Source organism: Leptospirillum ferrooxidans C2-3 (assembly GCF_000284315.1).
In the GTDB taxonomy this organism is placed as follows: domain Bacteria; phylum Nitrospirota; class Leptospirillia; order Leptospirillales; family Leptospirillaceae; genus Leptospirillum; species Leptospirillum ferrooxidans.
In genome coordinates this window covers 55,653-75,237 of record NC_017094.1, presented here as the reverse complement: position 1 = coordinate 75,237, position 19,585 = coordinate 55,653, and the positions used below count along the sequence as shown (strand labels likewise).

Sequence of the window (19,585 nt, the reverse complement as noted above, 5' to 3'; positions counted from 1 at the left end):
GCGTCTCCCTTTCACATATTGAAAATAAAAACGTTCTGTAGAAGACGCTAGTTCGGTCCGGTTCCCGGCGGTGTCTGGAAACTTCCGCTTGGAGCTGATCTTCTTGCCACGATGCGAAGCCTCACCGACGCTCTGCGATAAGCTTGCTGGTAAAGGAGTCTTGTATCTTCCGCCATAGGCTCAGAAAGAGCTTTCTCAGCGTTGGCTCTGGCTTTTTCGGCTCTGCCAGCATCGATTTCATCGGCTCGCTCAACAATATCTGCAAGTACAGTAACCTGATGAGGTAAAACCTCAACAATCCCACCGGCCACAAAATATGCGTAGGTCGATTCACCCTTCCTGACAATAAACTCGCCAACATCAAGCAATGTCAGGAAAGGCGTATGTCCTGTAAGGACTCCGAACTCTCCTTCGACACCTTTTGCCTGAACAAAATCGACAACATCTGTCAGGAGTGATTTTTCTTGCGTGACAAGAGTCAGCTGGAATGACATATCAAGCCTTTGCCTTTAATTTTTCTGCTTTTTCAATGGCCTCTTCGATGGTTCCCACCATATAAAAGGCTTGCTCTGGGAGATCATCATATTTTCCTTCGATGATTTCCTTGAAGCCTTTGACGGTATCAGCACGGGAAACATATTTTCCTGGGCTCCCTGTAAAGACCTCAGCAACAAAAAAGGGCTGGGAGAGGAAACGTTGTATTCTGCGGGCTCGAGAGACAATCCGTTTATCATCTTCAGACAACTCATCCATACCAAGGATGGCAATAATATCCTGAAGATCCTTAAACTTCTGAAGAATTTTCTGAACACCTCGGGCCACTTTGTAATGCTCTTCACCAATAACCATCGGGTCCAGAATACGAGATGTGGAGTCAAGAGGATCCACCGCAGGGTAGATACCGGCTTCAGCAATGGACCGGTTCAACACGACGGTCGCATCCAAGTGAGAGAATGTTGTTGCCGGAGCTGGGTCGGTAAGATCGTCCGCTGGAACATATACAGCCTGAACAGAGGTGATAGAGCCTTTTTTGGTAGAGGTGATTCGCTCCTGAAGCCCGCCCATTTCAACAGCAAGTGTTGGCTGGTACCCCACCGCTGAAGGCATACGACCCAAAAGGGCAGAGACTTCCGCACCGGCCAGGGTAAATCGGAAGATATTGTCAACAAAGAACAGAACATCTCTCTGCTCTTCATCCCTGAAGAACTCGGCCTGGGCCAAACCTGTCAGGGCCACCCGCAGACGCACTCCGGGGGGTTCATTCATCTGACCGTAAACCAGACTGGTCTTGTCTATAACCTTCGATTCCTTCATTTCATTCCAGAGATCGTTTCCTTCTCTGGTTCGCTCTCCCACACCGGCAAAAACGGAAAAGCCTCCATGTTCCATGGCGATATTTCTGATCAGTTCCATGATAATGACGGTTTTACCAACACCGGCACCACCAAAAAGACCTGTCTTCCCGCCTTTGGAAAACGGAGCAATAAGATCAATGACCTTGATTCCGGTTTCGAACACTTCTGTGGATGTGGCAAGCTCATCATATGGAGGTGGATCGCGATGAATGGAACGAAGTTTGTCTGTTGGAATCGGACCGGCGTCATCCACTGGAGTTCCGAGAACATCCATCATCCGGCCCAACACCTCCTGACCGACAGGAACCATGATCGGCTTTCCGGTATTTTTGACTTTCATTCCCCGGACCAGATGATCCGTTGTCGACATCGCAATGGTCCGGACAACGCCCTCTCCCAGTTGTTGCTGGGTCTCGAGGATGATCCCTGAACCTTCCACAACCAGAGCTGCGTATATTGCTGGCAGATTTGCTCCTTCAAACCGGACATCAACAACCGGTCCGATGACCTGGACAATTTCCCCTGTTTCCATTCTTTTTGAACTCCTTGTCGATTGAAAAAGCCGGTCTGGCCAAAATTATCCCTGCTGGATCGCTTCCGCCCCAGATGAGATTTCTGAGATCTCTTTCGTAATATTTGCCTGACGCAACTTGTTATAGGTGAGTGTTAAACCGTAAATCACCTCTTTGGCATTCGTTGTCGCGTTTTTCATCGCAACCATTCTGGCACTGTATTCACTTGCAAAGTTTTCCAGGACTCGTTGGAAAATAATCGTCTCAAAATACCTGGGGAGAAGAACATCAAGGATCTCTCGGCTATCATCAGGTTCATACAGATATTCACCGGTCAGATCCGCACCTTCCTTTGGCTGAAGGTGTTCTGGCTTGATGGGCAAAATTCTCTCCATCATCGGTTTCTGGCTCATAATCGATACAAACTGTGTATAGAAGATCCAGACTTCCTGCCACTCTCCCTTGTCCGCGAACTCTTCGATGACAACCTGCGTTGCCGGAAGAATTTCTGTGATAGGACCACGATCCTTCACCCCTTCGACAACACCAACGAGCTTTCGTCCTGACCGTCTGACAAAATCACGTCCTTTTTTTCCGATTGTCACAAACTCGAATTCGACTTCAGGTCGCTCTCCCATGAACTTGAGTATAGTTCTGAAAAGATTAGAGTTGATCGGACCACAAAGCCCCCTGTCTGTGGAAACAAGGACTATCCCCACTTTCTTGACAGGCTTGATCTGAAAATAAGGATGGGTCGAAAAACTCGATCTTGTCCCCATCCTGACGAGGATTTCATGAATCCTGTCTGCATAAGGTCGTGTGTCCAAGACCCTTTGCTGAGCCCGTCGCATTTTCGCTGAGGCCACCATTTCCATTGCCTTGGTGATCTGTCGCGTATTTTTGACGGACTTTATCCGTGTCCTGATCGAACGAAGTGACGCCACTTGTTACTCCTTGAACATGGAGACAAAAGATTTCAAAGCGTTTTTGAGCTTTTCTGCCGTTGCATCCGAGATGACCTTTTCATTTCTGATAGAATCCAGAATTCCGGGATCATTCGCTTCAACAAAGAGGAAAAACTCTTTTTCAAATCGGGATACACTGTCCGGTTTAATCGAATCCAGATAACCATTTGTTCCGGCATATATGATCGCAACCTGTTTTTCAACGGGAAGTGGAGAATAGTTGGGCTGTTTCAGAATTTCTGTCAGCCTTAATCCTCTCTCAATCTGGTCCCGGGTGGTCTTGTCGAGATCCGAGGCAAACTGGGCAAAAGCGGCCAATTCCCTGAACTGGGCCATATCGAGGCGAAGCTTTCCAGCAACCTGTTTCATTGCCTTGATCTGAGCCGCTCCACCAACCCGGGAAACCGAAATGCCAGGATTGATCGCGGGACGGATGCCTGAGTAAAAAAGATCCGTTTCAAGATAGATCTGTCCATCAGTGATGGAAATGACATTGGTGGGAACATAGGCCGAAACATCCCCTGCCTGAGTTTCAATAATTGGAAGCGCTGTCAGGGATCCGCCCCCATTTTCCTCATTGAGTCGGGCTGCCCGCTCCAGTAAACGGCTATGAAGATAGAAAACATCTCCGGGATAGGCTTCACGGCCTGGCGGGCGTCTCATCAAGAGAGACAACTGGCGATATGCCCAAGCATGTTTTGTCAGGTCATCATATACAATCAGGGCATCCTGACCCCTGTCACGGAAATATTCCCCCATTGCACATCCTGAATAAGGTGCGATGTACTGAAGAGCCGCAGACTCGGAAGCCGAAGCGGACAACACAATTGTGTACTCCATCGCGCCACTTCTCTCGAGAATGCTTACGGCATTAACAATGCTTGATGCCTTTTGACCAATGGCAACATATACACAGATAACGTTTTGCCCCTTTTGGTTAATAATCGCATCAAGGGCAATCGTGGTTTTTCCGGTCTGGCGGTCGCCAATAATCAGCTCTCTTTGACCACGACCAACCGGAATCATTGCATCAATAGCTTTCACACCTGTCTGAAGAGGAACTCCGACCGATTTTCTGGTCGCGACCCCTGGTGCAATTTTTTCTACTGGGGAAGAGGCAGCCGCATTAATAGGCCCTTTTCCATCTATTGGCTGACCAAGAGCATTCACAACGCGCCCTATCATTTCCGGTCCTACCGGGACTTCCATAACCTTTCCGGTAGTTCGGACTTCATCTCCGGCAACAACACCCTCATCCGACTCCAACAAAGCCGCACCAACTTCGTTTTCTTCCAGGTTGAGGACCAGTGCTTTTCCGCCCTTCACGATTTCAAGAATCTCTCCTGCCATGGCTCCACCGAGACCCGACAGACGAATGATTCCATCTCCTGACTGAAGAACCGTTCCACGATCTTCTGCCACAACCCCTGCCTTGATTTCACCAAGACTTTTTAATATGTCATTTGTGATGTCTGTGCTTTTCAAAGCTTTATCATCTCCCCGTTCATCCCCGGCTTACGCCTGAAGAAGGTCCATTTCCATTCTTGCCAGGCGCCCTTTCAGGCTCCCATCCCATACCTGGGTTCCCATTCTCAGCACAAGTCCCGCCTTCAGGTCCGGCTCAACCGACCATACCGGCCTGACGCTTTTTCCACCCAGCTGATCCCTAAGACGATCCAGTACATTTTTTTGCTCTGCCTCTGAAAGGACGCCGGCTGAATGGATCAATACCTCAACCTGTCCCGAGCGCGCAAAATAATCATCCCTCATGCTTGATAGAATCTTTGGCAAACTAGACCACAAATCAAACAAAATGATAAGGACCAGACTGTTTCGCAAACCTTCATCCGTTTCCAGAGAAGAAGCATCAGGCAAGCGGGAAAAAAACGCCAGCTTTTCAACCAGCGGAATAGAACCATTCATACTCACTGATCTGACAATCCGATTATGACGAATGTCACAAAGCCCCTTCAAAAAATCGGAATAGCGTTCAAAAGTAGCTTCGTCAAGTCCTATCCGGGACCGGAGCATATTCAGGAGAACTTTTGTCCCTTCACGGGATCTCGATCGCCTGTTCATCCGACCTTCTTTGGTTCCCGGGTATCAACGGCCCGGATTGCCCTGTTGATAAACATCATTTTCTGGGACTCAGAAAGGCTTTCCTCAAGAACGCTCTCAACACCCCTGACTACAAGGGAGACCGTTTCTTTCTTGAGTTCATTTCGGACGCGCTCTATATCGCTCTTGATTTGGGCCTCGGCTTTTTTCAACCGATTATCGACTTCAACAAGAGTTTCTCTCTGCTTTTCTTCGCGAATCACCCGCGCCATTTCTTCTGCCTGATGCAAGATGGCATCAGCCTGTCCCTTTGCCTGGGCAAGAAGTTGGCGGTGCTCTTCCAGAAGACGCTCAGATTCCTTGCGCGCTTTTTCTGCTGCCTCAATATCGCCCATTACCTTTCGACGCCGCTCATCCAGAACTTTCGTCAGGGAAGGCAAAAGATAACGTCGGACAATCAACAGCATCAAGATAAAAGAAAGCACTGACCAGAAAGTCAGTGATGAAAAAAAAGTCTGATCAAACTGAGGCACTTTTGCTCCCTTCCATCGGGATCATCCCGACATAATCGTCAGGATGATCCAACCCCGGTTTTCCGACCTAAGAACGGAGACCCATGATGATGAACGCAATAACAAGGGCATAAAGGGCAACGGCTTCTGACAAAGCAAACCCCAGCCACATGTATTTTGACACCCTAGCCTCAGCCTCTGGCTGGCGGGCAACTGCCTCGATCATCTTTCCGAAGATATAGCCGATTCCAGCACCTGATCCGGCCACACCAATTGCGGCAGCACCCATACCAATCAAAGCAGCAGCATGAACATCCATTACAATTCCTCCGTTTTCCGTTTATCGGGTATTTCAGTGGTTGAGTTTGACAGCCTGTCCCAGATAGACCGCCGACAGGATGGCAAAAATATACGCCTGAATAAAGGCGACCAGGACCTCAAGTAGGTAGAGGACCACGGATATTGAGAACGGCAGCCATTTCAAGTAGATGGCCAGCGCCCCCGTCAGTGAAAAAAGGACAAAAAGAATCGTATGACCAGCCGTCATATTGGCAAAAAGACGAACAGCCAAAGACAGGGGTCGAGCCAGCTGGGAGATGATTTCAATCGGAATGATCAATGGCAACATCCAGCCGGGGACGCCCTCCGGAACCAATATGGACAGAAACTTGACTCCATGTGTGGCAAATCCGACAACAAGACTGACCAGATAAACACCCAAAGCCAGCATCCCCGTGATCAGGAGCTCGCTCGTAATCGTAAACGATCCGGGGACTAGTCCGATGAAGTTTCCGAGGAATACAAAGAGGAACAGGGACAAAATCCAGGGAAGATAGGTTTTTCTTTTCTCTTCACCAATGTTTTCATCCACCACCTTGACCATCGTCTCGTAAAGCATTTCAACAAGGCTCTGCAGCTTTCCAGGCACAATGGAAGCACCCGATTGAAGGATTGACGCAATAACGATCGCAACGCCTATAATGACCCACATGGCCATCACAGCCTGAGTGATCGATATATCAAAACCAAGCATGTGCATCTTTAAGATTGGGTGAAGAAAAAATTCCTCAAGGGGATTTCCGTTCACTTATACTCCATCTTTCTATTCAAATGATTCCTGCCACAAAGAAATCCGTCCCATTACAGATGCCATATGAGGATTTCCATGTCTACAGGAGCTTTTCACCATCGCCTGGAGACTTCTTGGCCTCTTTTTCCGGCAATGGATGTTTGTCGTAAACTGGATCTTCCCCTTTTTCTTCCTTCAATTTGGCTTTTCCCGGCAGCTTCATCGTCTGGTAAACGAGCAACATCCCACCGGAACTTCCAAGAAGAAAACCCAAAAGAGAAAACATGGGAAAAAAGGCCCGGCCCGTCTCCTTGTCCAGCCAAAAGCCCGCCAGAGCACCCATGAAAATTGCAACCAGAAGCTCTAAACCAACCCGAACAACAAGCATCGGCCCCATACCAATGCCCCCCGGAACATATCCTGGAAGATCCAGAACATACCATTTCACCAATGAGACAAATCAATCCGGAGAAAGATAAAAACTTAGGGGAGCCGCACCGCGCCCGTGAACGATTGATTCAATCTGAAGACTGCAGACGGGTTCTCAAGGCCTTCCGTTAAATCACGAACAAAAATCCTTTTGATTAGATCAAATTTTTTATTTTTTTTCAATACTGCTGTAGGGACCCAAGAACCGCGATTGAAAGAGAAAAAGTGAGGAAAAAAACAAGAAACCCCTTGTCGTTTCTGGTAAAATGGATGTTGTCAAAGACAACCATTTACCCACCCGAAGGGTGAAACGAAAGGGGCGACTTCATGGTACGACAAACCGTTCTTCCATTCAAACTCGAATCGACCGACGACACGATCACCTCTCAGGCGGGGCTGGTTCTGTTTGGGGAGTTTCTTCAGTCTCTCGGACTGAAGAAGAAGATTGACCGGGCCTTCGGGAAGCCCGGAAGCGGAGCGGGGTACAGAGCCTCGTCCTATGTGGTCCCCCTGTTGCTGATGCTGCAAGGCGGAGGAAGGAGCCTTTGTGACCTTCGGATGATCGCCCAGGACAAGGGACTGTTGGGGCTTCTTGGTATCGGAGAGGTGCCGTCGACGGACGCGTTCGGCCGGTGGCTCCGGCGGATGGGGGCTTCCGACACCGGGTTGTCGGCACTGGAGTCGGTCATCGCCCGGGTTCTGTCGGTTCTGGGCAAGGCACTTCGGAAGAGGCGGAAGAAGGCCGGCCTGTCTTGGGTCCGGGAGGTGACCCTCGACATCGATGCCAGCCAGATCGTGGCGGAAAAGGCCGAAGCCCTGTGGACCTACAAGGGGGAGAAGGGGTACATGCCTCTGGTGGGGCACGTGAAGGAACTCTCCGGGATGGTGATACACGAAGAATTTCGGGAGGGGAACGTCTCTCCGGGAGCGGACCATGTTCCGTTTCTGAAGGACTGCCTCCGGCGTCTTCCGGCAGGGATCCGGATCGCCCGGTTTCGGGCGGACAGCGCGTCGTACCAGGCCTCCGTCATCAATTTCTGCCAGGAGCGGGGAATCCGGTTCGTGATCGGAGCCGATCTGGATGTGGCGGTGCGGGCGGCGATCGGAAGGATCCCCGAGAGCGACTGGAGGCCCTATCAGGACGGTCATATCGCCGAGACGGTGCACACGATGAACAAAACCCACAACGCCTTCCGGCTCATCGTGGTGCGCCGGCGGGTGCAGACCCCTTTGCCGGGAATGGAGGAGGAAGGAGAAAAAGAGGCTTCTCCCGATGTCCGATACAAGGTCCTGGCCACCAGCCACAAGGAGATCCCCGAATGGGTCGTGGCCTGGTACAAGCAGCGGGGAGAGGATTCCGAGAACCGGATCAAGGAGCTGAAGATCGGGTTCGGGATGGAGCGGATGCCCAGTGGAGACACGAAAGCCAACGGGATCTTTTTCCGGATCGGAGTGCTGGCCTACAACCTCTTTCTCCTGTTCCGGGGACAGATTCTGGACGAGAGCTTCAAGCGGGCCCAGGTCCAGACGGTCCGATGGCAGATCTATCAGATGGCCGGGAAAGTGGTGCGTCATGCGGGCGTTCTCGTTCTCAAGGTGGCGGAGGATGTTCTGGCCCCCTTTCGGAGCTTTCGGGAGAGGTGCTGGCGGCTCTGGTGCCGGGAAGGAAGTCCGTAAGACTTCCCTCTTCCTCCACGCCTCCCTGAAAACGCACCCGACCGGAACGGAGGGGAACCTGCGTCCAAAAGAGAGGGGAAAACCCGGAAAAAGCCGAAAACGACCCCGGTTTTCCCTCTTCTGGCCATTAGATCGGGATGCGGTGGGGAATCCTTCCCTTCAAAAATGAAGGCTCCCTCTCTTTACCCCTCTTGCGAGGGCCGGTTTTAAAATCAATTTCGGTTTTTGGGTAGGGAGTTGTAGCGAGAACAGAATATGGCCATCTTTAACAGCCCAAGGACTACCTGCTTTCATGAAGTTCAGAAAGGAGGATTTCAGAAGAATCGACTCACAGTGGTCCATGAGAATAAAAAGGCGTGATTTCAACTAACAGGGAAGGATAAGGTTAAAACGGAAACGGACCCATAAGAGATCATCGGAACCACAAGGAGCACTTTCCCAGAGCGTTTTCCGCCATGGGATCCCTACTTTGGAGAAAAACGTTTCCAATGGACATCCAAAAAGCTTTTACCGAACCGGATAAACTCGACCTATCAACTTAACCTGAATATACTGTTCTCCATTCTCTCTTCCCCCAAGACTTTCTCTCCATCCATCCCAAGAACTCCATACCTCTTGACCTTCTCCCTTTCTATGCCTACCATGACCATATGCTCTATCAACGACTACTTAGGGGGTTTTACTCCTACATTCTTATTTTCCTGACCGGGGCGACACTGTTCCTTGCCCTATTTGTAGCACCTCTCCTCTTTACCCATCTGGGCATCCCCAAGGCAGCTGAGGCCACAGGCGTTCTCTTTCCACCCTATTTTCATCTTCTTTTTATCCTAAGCCTCGTGGAGCTGGCTCTCTCTTTCCTTATGGCCGACAGAAAACAGCCATTTGCCAAGATCACAATCGGATCCTGGTTTTTTATCTCAGTAATAAATGGTCTTTTGGCTGGAGTTCTGGGACCTGAGGCAATTGTTTCACGAACCCGCTGGCTTGCCCATCCGGCAGACCTTGCGGAAAAAGCTCATTTTGACAAGATTCATGAGCTCTCTGTCATTCTGAACAGCGTTTCACTTGTGATGTTTTTAACGCTTTGTCTCCCATTGGCCTTTTCATTCAGACCCTCCCGAGACAGGATTGCTTCAGAAAACTCGCCATCCCAGACACATTCCTGAAGACATGATCAGGGTTGATCTCACTGTTTTCAAGTGGATCCCCAAATCCCCACGTCACACCAATTGTCTGAACTCCCGCCTTGAGTCCCGATTCTATATCCAGAATGCTGTCTCCTATCATCACAACTCTGGAAGGGTCAACAGAAAAACGTTTGACCATCTCCAATATTGGTTGTGGGTGGGGTTTTCGATTGACAAAAGTATCCCCTCCAACAATCTCTTTAAACCAGGATCCAGACTCCAGTTTGTCTACTAGAAGTCTGCAAAGCTCCTCCCTTTTGTTTGAAACAATGACATGATCCACGGGCAATTCGGCCAATAAATCAGGGATTCCCTCAAAATACCGGGTTTTATCGGCAATATGCCCGCGATAATATTCCATGAAAATCTCAATAGCCTTTTCCTGCTCTCTCTCTCTTGACTCTGGTGGCAACGCCGCACTCACAAGATAACGAACTCCATTTCCTACCATACGGGCAAAATGCGCCTGATCCACATCGGGATATCCCAATGTTCTCATTGCCTCGTTCGTCGCCCTTACGAGATCTGCACTCGAATCAACAAGAGTGCCGTCCAGATCCCAGAGGATCAACTCTGGGGAAACCTTGTCACGAACCATTTGAGAATCCCTTCAATCACTTTCCCGGATATGATCACCCAGGCGGTTAAACATCATCACCAAAACCACAACAAGAAATCCTGCCATCAAAAGCCATGGGGCGGTTCTGATCACAGTAAGGCTTTGCGCATCCGCCAGCATGTTCCCCAGACTGGGGTGGGGTGGAGAAATCCCCAGACCAAGAAAGCTGAGCCCAGCCTCACCAACGATAAATCCTGGAACAGACAATGTCACAGCAACAACCAGATAGGGAGACATGTTCGGCAATAGATGTTTTAAAAAAATGTCCAGGGGACGGGCTCCGGAGGACTTTGCAGCGAGGACATAATCCTCCTTGACCAACGACATCGTCACTCCCCTGATGACCCTTGCAAGACTGGCCCAACCGACCAGAGCCAATGCTCCGGTGATGACAATGGCTGCCTCTCCCGACGGAATCCCCGGGGGAAACAGTGCCCGGAAACCCATCAAAAGGTAGAGTGACGGGATCGCCATGAAGACCTCTCCGGTTCTCATGATCACAGCATCGACCCAACCACCACGATAGCCGGCTATCAATCCGGCAGTGACGCCGACCACAAAAGAAATCGCAACTCCAAAAAGAGAAAGAAGAAACGAAAGTCGCATCCCAACAATCAAACGGGAAAAAAGGTCACGGCCCAAGGCATCTGATCCTAAAAATGAGATCCGGCCAGGGGCATCAACACAGATCAAATGAAGCTCTGAAGGAAAAACTCCCAGCAATCGATACCGATCCCCCTTACAAAAAAAATGCACACTGGATTCTTTTCCAGGAACAATTCGATAGGTCCGGGTGATGGGATCAACCTGCTCCAGAATGGGAACAACAATCCCGGACGCTGTGACTCTTGGGTAAATGGCAGGCGCATAGGACAAGTCGAAGCGAACATTGTTATACCCATACGGAACAAAAAATTCTCCAAAAAGAGATACAACAAATAAACCCAACAGAATCTTTCCTGCCCACCCCCCTTTATTCAGGAACCTTCCCAACCTACCCATCAATGTTCCTCTCTCACCCTGGGATCAAGGAACCAGAGACAGGTGTCGGCAATCATATTCCCCACAAGCAACATCACTGCACCGGTCATGATCCCACCCATCACCAGATACAGATCCTGACTCATGACAGCATGAAGCATCAGTCTTCCCATTCCCGGCCAGCCATAAACCATTTCCGTAAAGGCTGCACCGGACAATAATCCTCCGAGCTCAAATCCAAAGATGGTAATCAAGGGGTTAATGGCGTTTCGGAACAGGTAACGTCGTCGGAGCAATGCTGGAGAAAGACCTCGGGCCCGGGCAGCGGTCATCCATGGCTTCCCCATCACCTCCATGACTGAAGACTTCATCAAACGGTATAGAACCCCTATTGATCCAATAGCCAGAGTGAATGCAGGCAAGATCAAATGATGAATCCTGTCAACAAAAATCGTCCAGGACGAGCTTCCCAGGACACCAGGACTGGAAGCCCCTCCGATCGGAAACCATCCAGTCTCACCAGCCAGAAGAACACCAAGAATGGCGAGGAAAAAAGAGGGAATTGCAATGCTCAGATAGGAAAATCCGGTCAGAGTCCGGTCAAGGAATCCGTTCGGACGCATCGCACCACGAATGGCAAGGGGAATCGCAAGCCCCCAGGAGAGTAAGACTGAAGTGATCGCCAGAAGAAGTGTATTCGGAACCCTCGATAAGATCAGATCGCTCACTTTGACATGATACGAGAAGGAATAGCCGAACTCCCCCCGAGCCAGAGCTTCTACCCACTTCACATATTGGATTGGCAAGGGCTGATCCAGCCCATACAGGGAGCGAAGCTTGGCGATAATTTCGGGAGAGACCTGGGGATTCAGGGACATTTGGGACAGAAAGTCTCCAGGGGACAACCTCATCAATAAAAATGAAAGAAAGGAGATTCCGACCAAAACCGGAATCAGATTGAGGAGTCGGATCAGGATATTTCTGATCATGAATGGACAATCCTTGCTTTTTGATACACTTGTGTAATATGCGGAACAACTCCTCCCAGGGGGGATGGTCTGATCCCTCCAAGTGTTTTTCTCACAGCTGTAATGCCGTCAGGGGTCACAAGGTCCACCATCGGAAGCTCATGATGGGCAATATCCTGCCATTGGTCGTAGATTTTTTTCCGTTTTTCGGGATCCATCTCGAGTGAACCTTCTTCAAAAAGGCTATCAATCTGTGCCTCCCATGCTTCCTGTGGCTTTTTTTCCCTGGGATTCCAGAGATGCAGAAACCCGGATGACTTCCATACCGCGGCATCGCCATGAGGATCGGTTACCCCTGTGAGACCGAAAAGAAGCATCTCCCAGTTGAAGGAGGTCATTACATTTGTCGCCAGCATATTGAACTGTAGGCCAACAACCCGGACCTTGATCCCGACTTCCCTCAGATTGGATTGCACAATCTGGGCCATCAACATTCTCTGCGGACTTTCCACATTCGTCAGAAGAACAATTTCAACGGCATGTCCAGATGAGTCAAAAAGCCTCCTCTTTTTTAGCAGGAAGCCAGCTTCCCTCAAAAGAGATCGGGCTTTTTCCGGATCGTGTCTGTAGACGGGGTATGTCTGATGGTAAAACGCTTTGACAGATGGTGAAACAGGTCCATATATGGGCTCACCCATCCCGTTTTCAACGATGGAAATCATCGCTTTTCGGTCAATGGACCAGGCAATGGCTTCGCGGAATTTTCTCGACATGAACCAAGCCCGCTTGTAAGAGGCCACAGGAGATCTTGGATTCTGGTTAAAGGTCAAAAATGATTCCGAAAGCCCCGGTCCCCGTGTAAAAAGGGTAAAAGCTGCCCGTTTTGCTGCCGGCTTCAACAAAGACATCTCACTGGGACTCACGCCGTAGAGATCTCCTTTTCCTGCCAAAAATCGGACCAGTTGGCTGTTTGCATCTCCCACAATGCGCAAGTCAATGGAACGAAGACACGGAAGAGGGCAACCTGGAGAAGGCTTAAGCCCGGGAGGGGGAGTATAATGCGGATTGACCTCCAGAGAAACAATCTGACCAGGGACATAACGGGTCATCATGAAAGGACCTGAGCCCACAATGTGCCGGGGGTTTTCCCGAATGGACCAAGACTCGTTAAAGGTTCCCGAAGAAACAGCCGGAGCAAGAACATGTCGGGGCAAGATCTCCGCTCCCAGCTCTTCGAGAAGTGGAGCAAAAGGAACTGCAGTCTCAAAAACCACTGTATAGTTGTCTTTCAGGGAAACATGAATGGGCTTTCCTGCGACCGTCAAAAGACTTCTGATCGGTGTTGCCACTTTGGGGTTATTGTAGACATCCTGATAGGTAAACAGAACATCCCGACCATCAAGAGGGGCACCATCTGACCATTTGAGATTTCTGGCCAGAAAAAAGGTGACCCTTTTTCCTCCTTGGCTGATTTGCCAACTGGTTGCGAGATCAGGTTTGATGGAGCCATCTTCCGGGGATTCACGAGTCAATCCACGAAACAGGTATCCAAGAATCTGGGTGCTTGAAGTTTCAGAGGCAAGGGCTGGATTGAATGTCTTTGGGTCCGACAGGATATCCATCGAAAGATGTCCACCTGTCACAGGATCTCTTGGAGCTAGCTTCAATGAGGCCACCGCCCCCCGCGAACAGCCCGCAAGGAGTATGGCCATCAAGAAGACAAAAGCCGTCCTTTTAAAGGAAGACGGCCAAAACACGATCACTTTTTAGCTGGAGCCTGAGCAGTGCCTGAAGTGGCATTTGGCGTCACAGGAGCTGCCGGCAAGGCTTTCATCGGTTCGTCGAGCATGATCGAAGACCCCACAGGGCTTTGATGAATCAGCGAGAGTGTCAATGAAGTCACCATAAACAAAGTTGCCAGAACCACAGTCATTTTAGCCAAAAATGAAGAGGCGCCCCTGGCACCAAAAAGAGTCTGGCTCGAACCACCGATCATTACTCCGGTTTCCGCTCCTTTTCCGGACTGGAGAAGAACCGCTGCAATAATCAGGATGCAAGTTACAACATGAATAAATGTTATGAAGATTGTCACGCTCATTTCCTTTCAAATAGCCTTAAAAATGGGATGAAACCGTTTTTCGGTCAATCCAGACCATCCCGATCGTGAATGACCGACAAACCTGGCAATTCTTTTCCTTCAAGAAGCTCAAGCGCCGCTCCGCCACCTGTGGAAATGAAGGTCATATTGTCTGCTTCCCCGGCACGGTAAACGGCAAGGGCGGTATCTCCGCCACCAACAACCGTCAGGGCATAGGAATTGGCGACGGCATGAGCCATTGCATAGGTCCCGCGAGAATAGGCATCGATCTCAAAAACGCCCATTGGACCATTCCATAGAATGGTCTTGGCATTTTCAAGAACCTCGGCAAAAAGACGGACTGATGCAGGACCAATATCGAGAGCGGTCCAACCCTTCGGAATTTCCTGATAGGGAACAATCTTTGTCGGTGCCTGGGGATCCATGGATTCGGCCACGACACAATCAACAGGAAGATACAGCTTGAAACCACCTTTTTTCGAATCTTCGATCATCTGTTTGGGAATATGCAGAAGGTCATCTTCCACTAAAGAATTTCCAATCTCAAGACCCATGGCTTTGAAAAAAGAAAAGGCCATGCCACCGCCAATGATGAACTTGTCCACCTTTTTTTGAAGGTTCGCGATAACACCGAGCTTCCCTGAAACCTTGCCACCACCCAGAACCGCAACAAATGGACGGGTTGGAGCAGAAATGGCACCCTGCAAATACGTGACTTCCTTTTTCATCAAAAAACCGATGGCGGCGAGAGAAACTCTCCCGGCCACACCGGTCACGGATGCATGGGCCCTGTGAGCCGTTCCAAAAGCGTCATTGATGTAAACGTCACAAAGATCCGCAAGTTTCTGGGCAAAGGCCGGATCATTTCCTTCTTCCCCAGGATTGAATCGAAGATTCTCCAGAAGAAAAACATCTCCGGGAACCATCTTTTCCACCTCACGGGCAACCTGACTTCCGACAACCTCTCCGTTAAAGATCACATCCTTCCCCAGAAGCCTTGATAGCCTTTTGGCAACAGGAGTCATGCTGTAGCGGGGATTAACATGTCCATCTGGCCTGCCCAGATGGGAGCCAATGATGATTTTTGCTCCCTCATCGATCAGATAGTTGATCGTGGGGAGAGAAAGCCGGATCCTGCGATCATCGGTAATATGAAGATCCGCATCAAGAGGCACATTGAAGTCTGCCCGAAGAAATACTTTTTTTCCCCGGACATCGATGTCGTCAACCGCAATTTTTGATGGAATCAAAGGGTCCCTCCCACATAGAAAACCAGATCGCGTACCCGACAGGAATATCCCCACTCATTGTCATACCAGGCGAGGACCTTGACCATCCGTTTGTCAATGACCTTTGTCGAGAGACCATCAACAATCGAGGAGTGGCTGTTCCCCAAATAATCCACCGAAACCAGAGGAAGATCCGAATAGGCGAGAATCCCTTTCATCGCGCCTTTGGCCGCATCGCGGAACAGTCCGTTGACCTCTTCGATCGTTGTATCCCTCTTTACAATAATGGTCAGATCATTTAAAGAAACGTCCGGAGTGGGGACCCTGATGGACATTCCATCAAGACGTCCTTTCAAATCCGGCAAAACCAGTCCAATGGCCTTGGCCGCTCCCGTCGTTGTGGGAACCATCGAGACTCCTGCAGCTCTGGCTCGTCTCAGATCCTTGTGCGGCAAATCAAGAAGCTTCTGGTCATTCGTATAGGAATGTACGGTCGTCATGAAACCTTTTTCAATTCCCAGAGCATCCTCAAGCACTTTTGTCACGGGAGCAAGGCAGTTGGTGGTGCAGGAAGCGTTCGAAATGACCGAGTGGAGCTTCGAGTCGTAAATCGATTCATTGACTCCCAGAACAATCGTGCAGTCAGGGTTGGGCGAAGGAGCGGAAATAATGACCTTTCTGACCGTTCCATTAAGGTGAAGGGAGGCTTTCTCCTTGTCCTCAAAGCGTCCTGTACTCTCAATGACCAATTGGACATCCATTGTCGACCAGGCAATCTTAGCCGGATCAGCTTCCCGGAATACTCTCACACGATGACCATCAACCAGCAGATCATCCCCTTCGGCACCCACATCGTGGGGCAAGATCCCGTGCACAGAATCATATTTCAGAAGGTGGGCCAGGTGGGCGGAATCGGTCAGGTCATTGACCGCCACTATCTCATAGCGTTCTCCGGAAGGACTTACGCTATTTTCAAGAAATGCCCGGAACGCGAGGCGTCCAATACGCCCGAATCCGTTGATCCCGATTCTGATGCTCATCCATTATTCCTTTCTAAAAACATGCTGGTGGATAAAGATATCCCCTGAATTATGTCTGTTCCCATCGTCTCTTTCAACACAACCCGATCGTCTGCACTCCAATATCCACTTCAGGGTGCTCCCTGAAGGTTATAGAACTCAGCATCAGGATGTTTTTCCGATGTTCCCTCACGAGGAGGCAGCTCCCCTTTTCGAAAAATCTCAGTGACAAAATGCGTACTGTTCTCTGGAGCTCTTCTTCCCGTATCCGGATTGATGCGAACATTGACGATATCATCCGGAACGGTAAATGGAGTATTCGGCAAAAGGGGCAATGCCCCTTTCATGATATCAATCCAGATGGGAAGGGCGGCATGTGCGCCAAACTCTCCCCTGCCCATCGAGCGGTGATCATCCATACCGACATAGACACCAACTGCAATATCAGGAGAAAAACCGATAAACCAAGCGTCCTTGAAATCATTGGTCGTTCCCGTTTTTCCTGCCAGAAGACGTGGAAGAACAAGTGCATCCCTTCCGGTCCCTTCGGAAATAACACTTTGCAGCATTGATGTCAGCATGTAGTCGTAAGCAGGATCATAAACCTTCGTGGGTGACGGAATATGCTCAAAAACGGTTGTTTTCCGAAAATTGACAACCCTTCGGATCGAATAGACAGGCTCCCGGATTCCACTATTGGCAATAACCGAATACGCCGCCGTGAGCTCAATGGGACGGACACCTGACGATCCAAGAGCCAGGGAAAGATCATGGCTCAATGGAGTTGTGATCCCGAGACGTCGTCCAAAAGCAATGACATTTCCGACTCCGATGCGCCTGACCATTCTGATGGTCGCCAGATTGATGGATTCGGCCAGGGCTTTCCTCATGGGAATCGGGCCCAGAAAATCATGTTCGTAGTCTTTGGGCCTCCAGACCCGATGATGAGCCCGATCGGCAAAAACAATCGGTTCATCATGAAGGATTGAGGAAGGTGTGAAACCATGCTCAAGAGCAGAGCCATAATCGATCATCTTAAAGGATGAACCCGGCTGCCGGATGGCCTGGGAAACCCGATTGAACTTGGAACGTCCAAAGCTGTACCCTCCCACCATGGCAAGGATTCCGCCGGTTTTTGGATCAATTGCAACCACACACCCCTGGATCAGAGGCACCTGATCAAGAGAGGCCAAAATCCCCCATCCCTTTCTGACCGGGATCCATCCTGTCAAATGGGCCATGACAACATCACCGGGTTTAAGAATATCCACCGGAGAAAAAGGAGAAAGGACTTTCACATCATGGTCAAAATCAGGACCCTTCAGAACTTTGGCTGCCCACAACATTTTTGCTTTCGGAATGAAGCCCGGATGTCCTTCCCATGAAAAAAAGGCGCCTCTCTCCCCAACAGAATTGATCGTCACTTCTTCTCTTCCACCGAGTGAGAATGCTCCTTTTTCCGCCGTGGAAAGCGGAACCGTTTCCCTTTCCACTTCACGCAATTCCCGGGAAGAAAGGTGGCGGACCGCTCCGCGGAACCCCTTTCTCCGGTCTATCGTTCGGAGACCATTCCGGAGAGCATGGAGGGCAATATCCTGTATTCGGCTATCGAGAGAAGTAAAGATTCGCAAACCACCCCCGTATAACTGGGTGGCACTCATCGTCATTTCAAGGCGTCTTCTGAGATATTCAAGAAAATAGGCGTTGGGATTTTTGGACTGGATCCTTTGACGAAAAACGAGTGGCTGGCCATAAGCTTTTTTCATCTCTTCATGAGTGATGTACCCGACCTTTTCCATTCGCTCCAGTGCGACAAGCTGGCGCCTCTTGCTGGCACCCGGATGGGCATATGGGGAAAATTCCACAGGAGAGCGGATCAAACCTGCCATCAGGGCCGCTTCCGGCAATGTCAACGCATGGATGTCCTTGCCAAAAAAAGCCTGTGAAGCCGCCTGAACCCCATAAGCCCCCTCCCCAAAATAAATCTGGTTCAGATAAAGTTCCAGGATCTCATCCTTGGTCAACACACGTTCTATCCGGTAAGACAGGATGGCTTCCCGCAGCTTTCTGGTCAGATTTTTTTTATGATTCAGAAAAATATTTCGGGCCAGCTGCTGTGTAATGGTACTCGCACCTTCCCGAAGATAGCCTGCCAAAACATCAGAAACAGCCGCACGAATAATCGACCCATAAGCCAACGCTCCGTGCTCATAAAAATGAGCATCCTCAACGGCAAGAACCGCCCGGATCACAAGCGGAGGAATATTCTTGAGCGGGAGATATTCCCGGCGTTCCCGATAGAAACTCCCGATATGCTTTCCATTCCTGTCATAAATCCGACTCGTGGTGACAGGGACAAAGCTTTTCAGAAAAGCGACGGACGGAACACCGGCTTCAATCTTCTTCATGAAGATCCAGCCTGCCCCTGCCGACGCCACAATCAAAAGTGACAGGATTACCAGAAAAAACCAGAAAACCTTTTTTTTCATTGTCTGTTTCGTATCCAGAGTGTTTGGGGCATATTTTCTGGTCTCACTTTTTGGGTGGGAAATCCTAAAAAAATAAGGGGCGAAATATCCGATCTTACGGACATCCCGCCCCCTATGGGATCAGACATCTATGATGGCAAAAAGAAAACCGGCGGAAACAGCATCAGGAGAAAACGTTTTCAGAATTCGCCTCTGGGCTGAATCAGCCTTTTTTGAAAAAAATTCCTACTTCTCGAACGACTTGACAATGGTGAAGGACACCAACGCTGCCGCGCCTGTAAGGACAACGAAAATAACAAAAAGCGTTACATTCGCGTTGAAATCGGGATGCGGTGTGAAGGTTCCAAATTTGTAATTTGCCAACATTCCGTGAGCCATGGCCAATTCTCCTTCCGCTCTGATTGATGATTGACTTCCA

The 19,585-nt window shown here is 49.8% G+C and carries 20 protein-coding genes; 2 read left to right on the top strand and 18 right to left on the bottom strand.

The features are described from left to right. Positions 1 to 47: 47 nt before the first annotated feature. From atpC to LFE_RS00290, 9 genes are all read right to left on the bottom strand, one after another. The gene (atpC, locus tag LFE_RS00330; RefSeq protein WP_014448294.1) at positions 48 to 494 is read right to left on the bottom strand and encodes an ATP synthase F1 subunit epsilon; all 447 of its coding nucleotides are present in this window, start codon (positions 492 to 494) and stop codon (positions 48 to 50) included. A 1-nt stretch (position 495) separates the two neighbouring features. Continuing rightward, the gene (gene atpD / locus LFE_RS00325) at positions 496 to 1,887 is read right to left on the bottom strand and encodes a F0F1 ATP synthase subunit beta (protein ID WP_014448293.1); all 1,392 of its coding nucleotides are present in this window, start codon (positions 1,885 to 1,887) and stop codon (positions 496 to 498) included. Positions 1,888 to 1,932: 45 nt separating this feature from the next. Further along, the gene (atpG, locus tag LFE_RS00320) at positions 1,933 to 2,811 is read right to left on the bottom strand and encodes an ATP synthase F1 subunit gamma (RefSeq protein ID WP_014448292.1); all 879 of its coding nucleotides are present in this window, start codon (positions 2,809 to 2,811) and stop codon (positions 1,933 to 1,935) included. A 3-nt stretch (positions 2,812 to 2,814) separates the two neighbouring features. Further along, positions 2,815 to 4,317 carry a F0F1 ATP synthase subunit alpha gene (gene atpA, locus LFE_RS00315; protein ID WP_014448291.1) on the bottom strand — a complete coding sequence of 501 codons (1,503 nt, stop codon included), beginning with the start codon at positions 4,315 to 4,317 and terminating at the stop codon, positions 2,815 to 2,817. Positions 4,318 to 4,347: 30 nt separating this feature from the next. After that, entirely contained in the window at positions 4,348 to 4,911 is a 564-nt protein-coding gene (locus LFE_RS00310; RefSeq protein ID WP_014448290.1) for a F0F1 ATP synthase subunit delta, read from the bottom strand. Then, on the bottom strand, positions 4,908 to 5,423 hold the full coding sequence (gene atpF / locus LFE_RS00305; RefSeq protein ID WP_014448289.1) for a F0F1 ATP synthase subunit B: 516 nt from the start codon (positions 5,421 to 5,423) through the stop codon (positions 4,908 to 4,910). The genes LFE_RS00310 and atpF overlap by 4 nt, the downstream gene beginning before the upstream one ends. Before the next feature lie 67 nt (positions 5,424 to 5,490). Beyond that, positions 5,491 to 5,721 carry an ATP synthase F0 subunit C gene (gene atpE, locus LFE_RS00300; RefSeq protein ID WP_014448288.1) on the bottom strand — a complete coding sequence of 77 codons (231 nt, stop codon included), beginning with the start codon at positions 5,719 to 5,721 and terminating at the stop codon, positions 5,491 to 5,493. A gap of 33 nt (positions 5,722 to 5,754) precedes the next feature. After that, positions 5,755 to 6,489 (bottom strand): F0F1 ATP synthase subunit A, encoded by a 735-nt coding sequence (locus tag LFE_RS00295; RefSeq protein WP_014448287.1) that lies wholly within the window; start codon positions 6,487 to 6,489, stop codon positions 5,755 to 5,757. An 82-nt stretch (positions 6,490 to 6,571) separates the two neighbouring features. Continuing rightward, the gene (locus LFE_RS00290) at positions 6,572 to 6,919 is read right to left on the bottom strand and encodes an AtpZ/AtpI family protein (protein WP_232502578.1); all 348 of its coding nucleotides are present in this window, start codon (positions 6,917 to 6,919) and stop codon (positions 6,572 to 6,574) included. A gap of 308 nt (positions 6,920 to 7,227) precedes the next feature. Between LFE_RS00290 and LFE_RS00285 the strand changes: the two genes are divergently transcribed. Continuing rightward, positions 7,228 to 8,577 carry an IS1380-like element ISLefe1 family transposase gene (locus LFE_RS00285; protein ID WP_014448285.1) on the top strand — a complete coding sequence of 450 codons (1,350 nt, stop codon included), beginning with the start codon at positions 7,228 to 7,230 and terminating at the stop codon, positions 8,575 to 8,577. A 650-nt stretch (positions 8,578 to 9,227) separates the two neighbouring features. Beyond that, positions 9,228 to 9,743 (top strand): DUF4149 domain-containing protein, encoded by a 516-nt coding sequence (locus LFE_RS00280; RefSeq protein WP_014448284.1) that lies wholly within the window; start codon positions 9,228 to 9,230, stop codon positions 9,741 to 9,743. Here LFE_RS00280 and LFE_RS00275 read toward each other — a convergent pair. The 9 genes from LFE_RS00275 to LFE_RS14195 form a co-directional block, all read right to left on the bottom strand. Beyond that, the gene (locus LFE_RS00275) at positions 9,685 to 10,362 is read right to left on the bottom strand and encodes an HAD family hydrolase (protein ID WP_014448283.1); all 678 of its coding nucleotides are present in this window, start codon (positions 10,360 to 10,362) and stop codon (positions 9,685 to 9,687) included. The genes LFE_RS00280 and LFE_RS00275 overlap by 59 nt on opposite strands. 12 nt (positions 10,363 to 10,374) lie before the next feature. Beyond that, a complete protein-coding gene (locus LFE_RS00270) occupies positions 10,375 to 11,331 on the bottom strand; it encodes an ABC transporter permease (protein WP_232502536.1) in 957 nt (318 codons plus the stop codon). A 53-nt stretch (positions 11,332 to 11,384) separates the two neighbouring features. Continuing rightward, complete coding sequence (locus LFE_RS00265; RefSeq protein WP_014448281.1) at positions 11,385 to 12,353, bottom strand: ABC transporter permease; 969 nt, start codon at positions 12,351 to 12,353, stop codon at positions 11,385 to 11,387. Then, positions 12,350 to 13,999, bottom strand: a complete 1,650-nt coding sequence (locus tag LFE_RS00260; RefSeq protein ID WP_232502535.1) for an ABC transporter substrate-binding protein — start codon at positions 13,997 to 13,999, stop codon at positions 12,350 to 12,352. Before LFE_RS00260 ends, LFE_RS00265 begins: the two co-directional genes overlap by 4 nt. Positions 14,000 to 14,091: 92 nt before the next feature. Beyond that, positions 14,092 to 14,430, bottom strand: coding sequence for a preprotein translocase subunit SecG (secG, locus tag LFE_RS00255; protein WP_407080999.1), 339 nt, complete (start codon positions 14,428 to 14,430; stop codon positions 14,092 to 14,094). Between the two features lie 44 nt (positions 14,431 to 14,474). Then, entirely contained in the window at positions 14,475 to 15,680 is a 1,206-nt protein-coding gene (locus LFE_RS00250) for a phosphoglycerate kinase (RefSeq protein ID WP_014448278.1), read from the bottom strand. Continuing rightward, complete coding sequence (gene gap, locus LFE_RS00245) at positions 15,677 to 16,699, bottom strand: type I glyceraldehyde-3-phosphate dehydrogenase (protein ID WP_014448277.1); 1,023 nt, start codon at positions 16,697 to 16,699, stop codon at positions 15,677 to 15,679. Before gap ends, LFE_RS00250 begins: the two co-directional genes overlap by 4 nt. A 110-nt stretch (positions 16,700 to 16,809) precedes the next feature. Further along, complete coding sequence (locus tag LFE_RS00240) at positions 16,810 to 19,167, bottom strand: penicillin-binding protein 1A (protein ID WP_014448276.1); 2,358 nt, start codon at positions 19,165 to 19,167, stop codon at positions 16,810 to 16,812. A 225-nt stretch (positions 19,168 to 19,392) separates the two neighbouring features. Continuing rightward, positions 19,393 to 19,545 carry a hypothetical protein gene (locus LFE_RS14195; protein WP_014448275.1) on the bottom strand — a complete coding sequence of 51 codons (153 nt, stop codon included), beginning with the start codon at positions 19,543 to 19,545 and terminating at the stop codon, positions 19,393 to 19,395. Positions 19,546 to 19,585 lie beyond the last annotated feature (40 nt).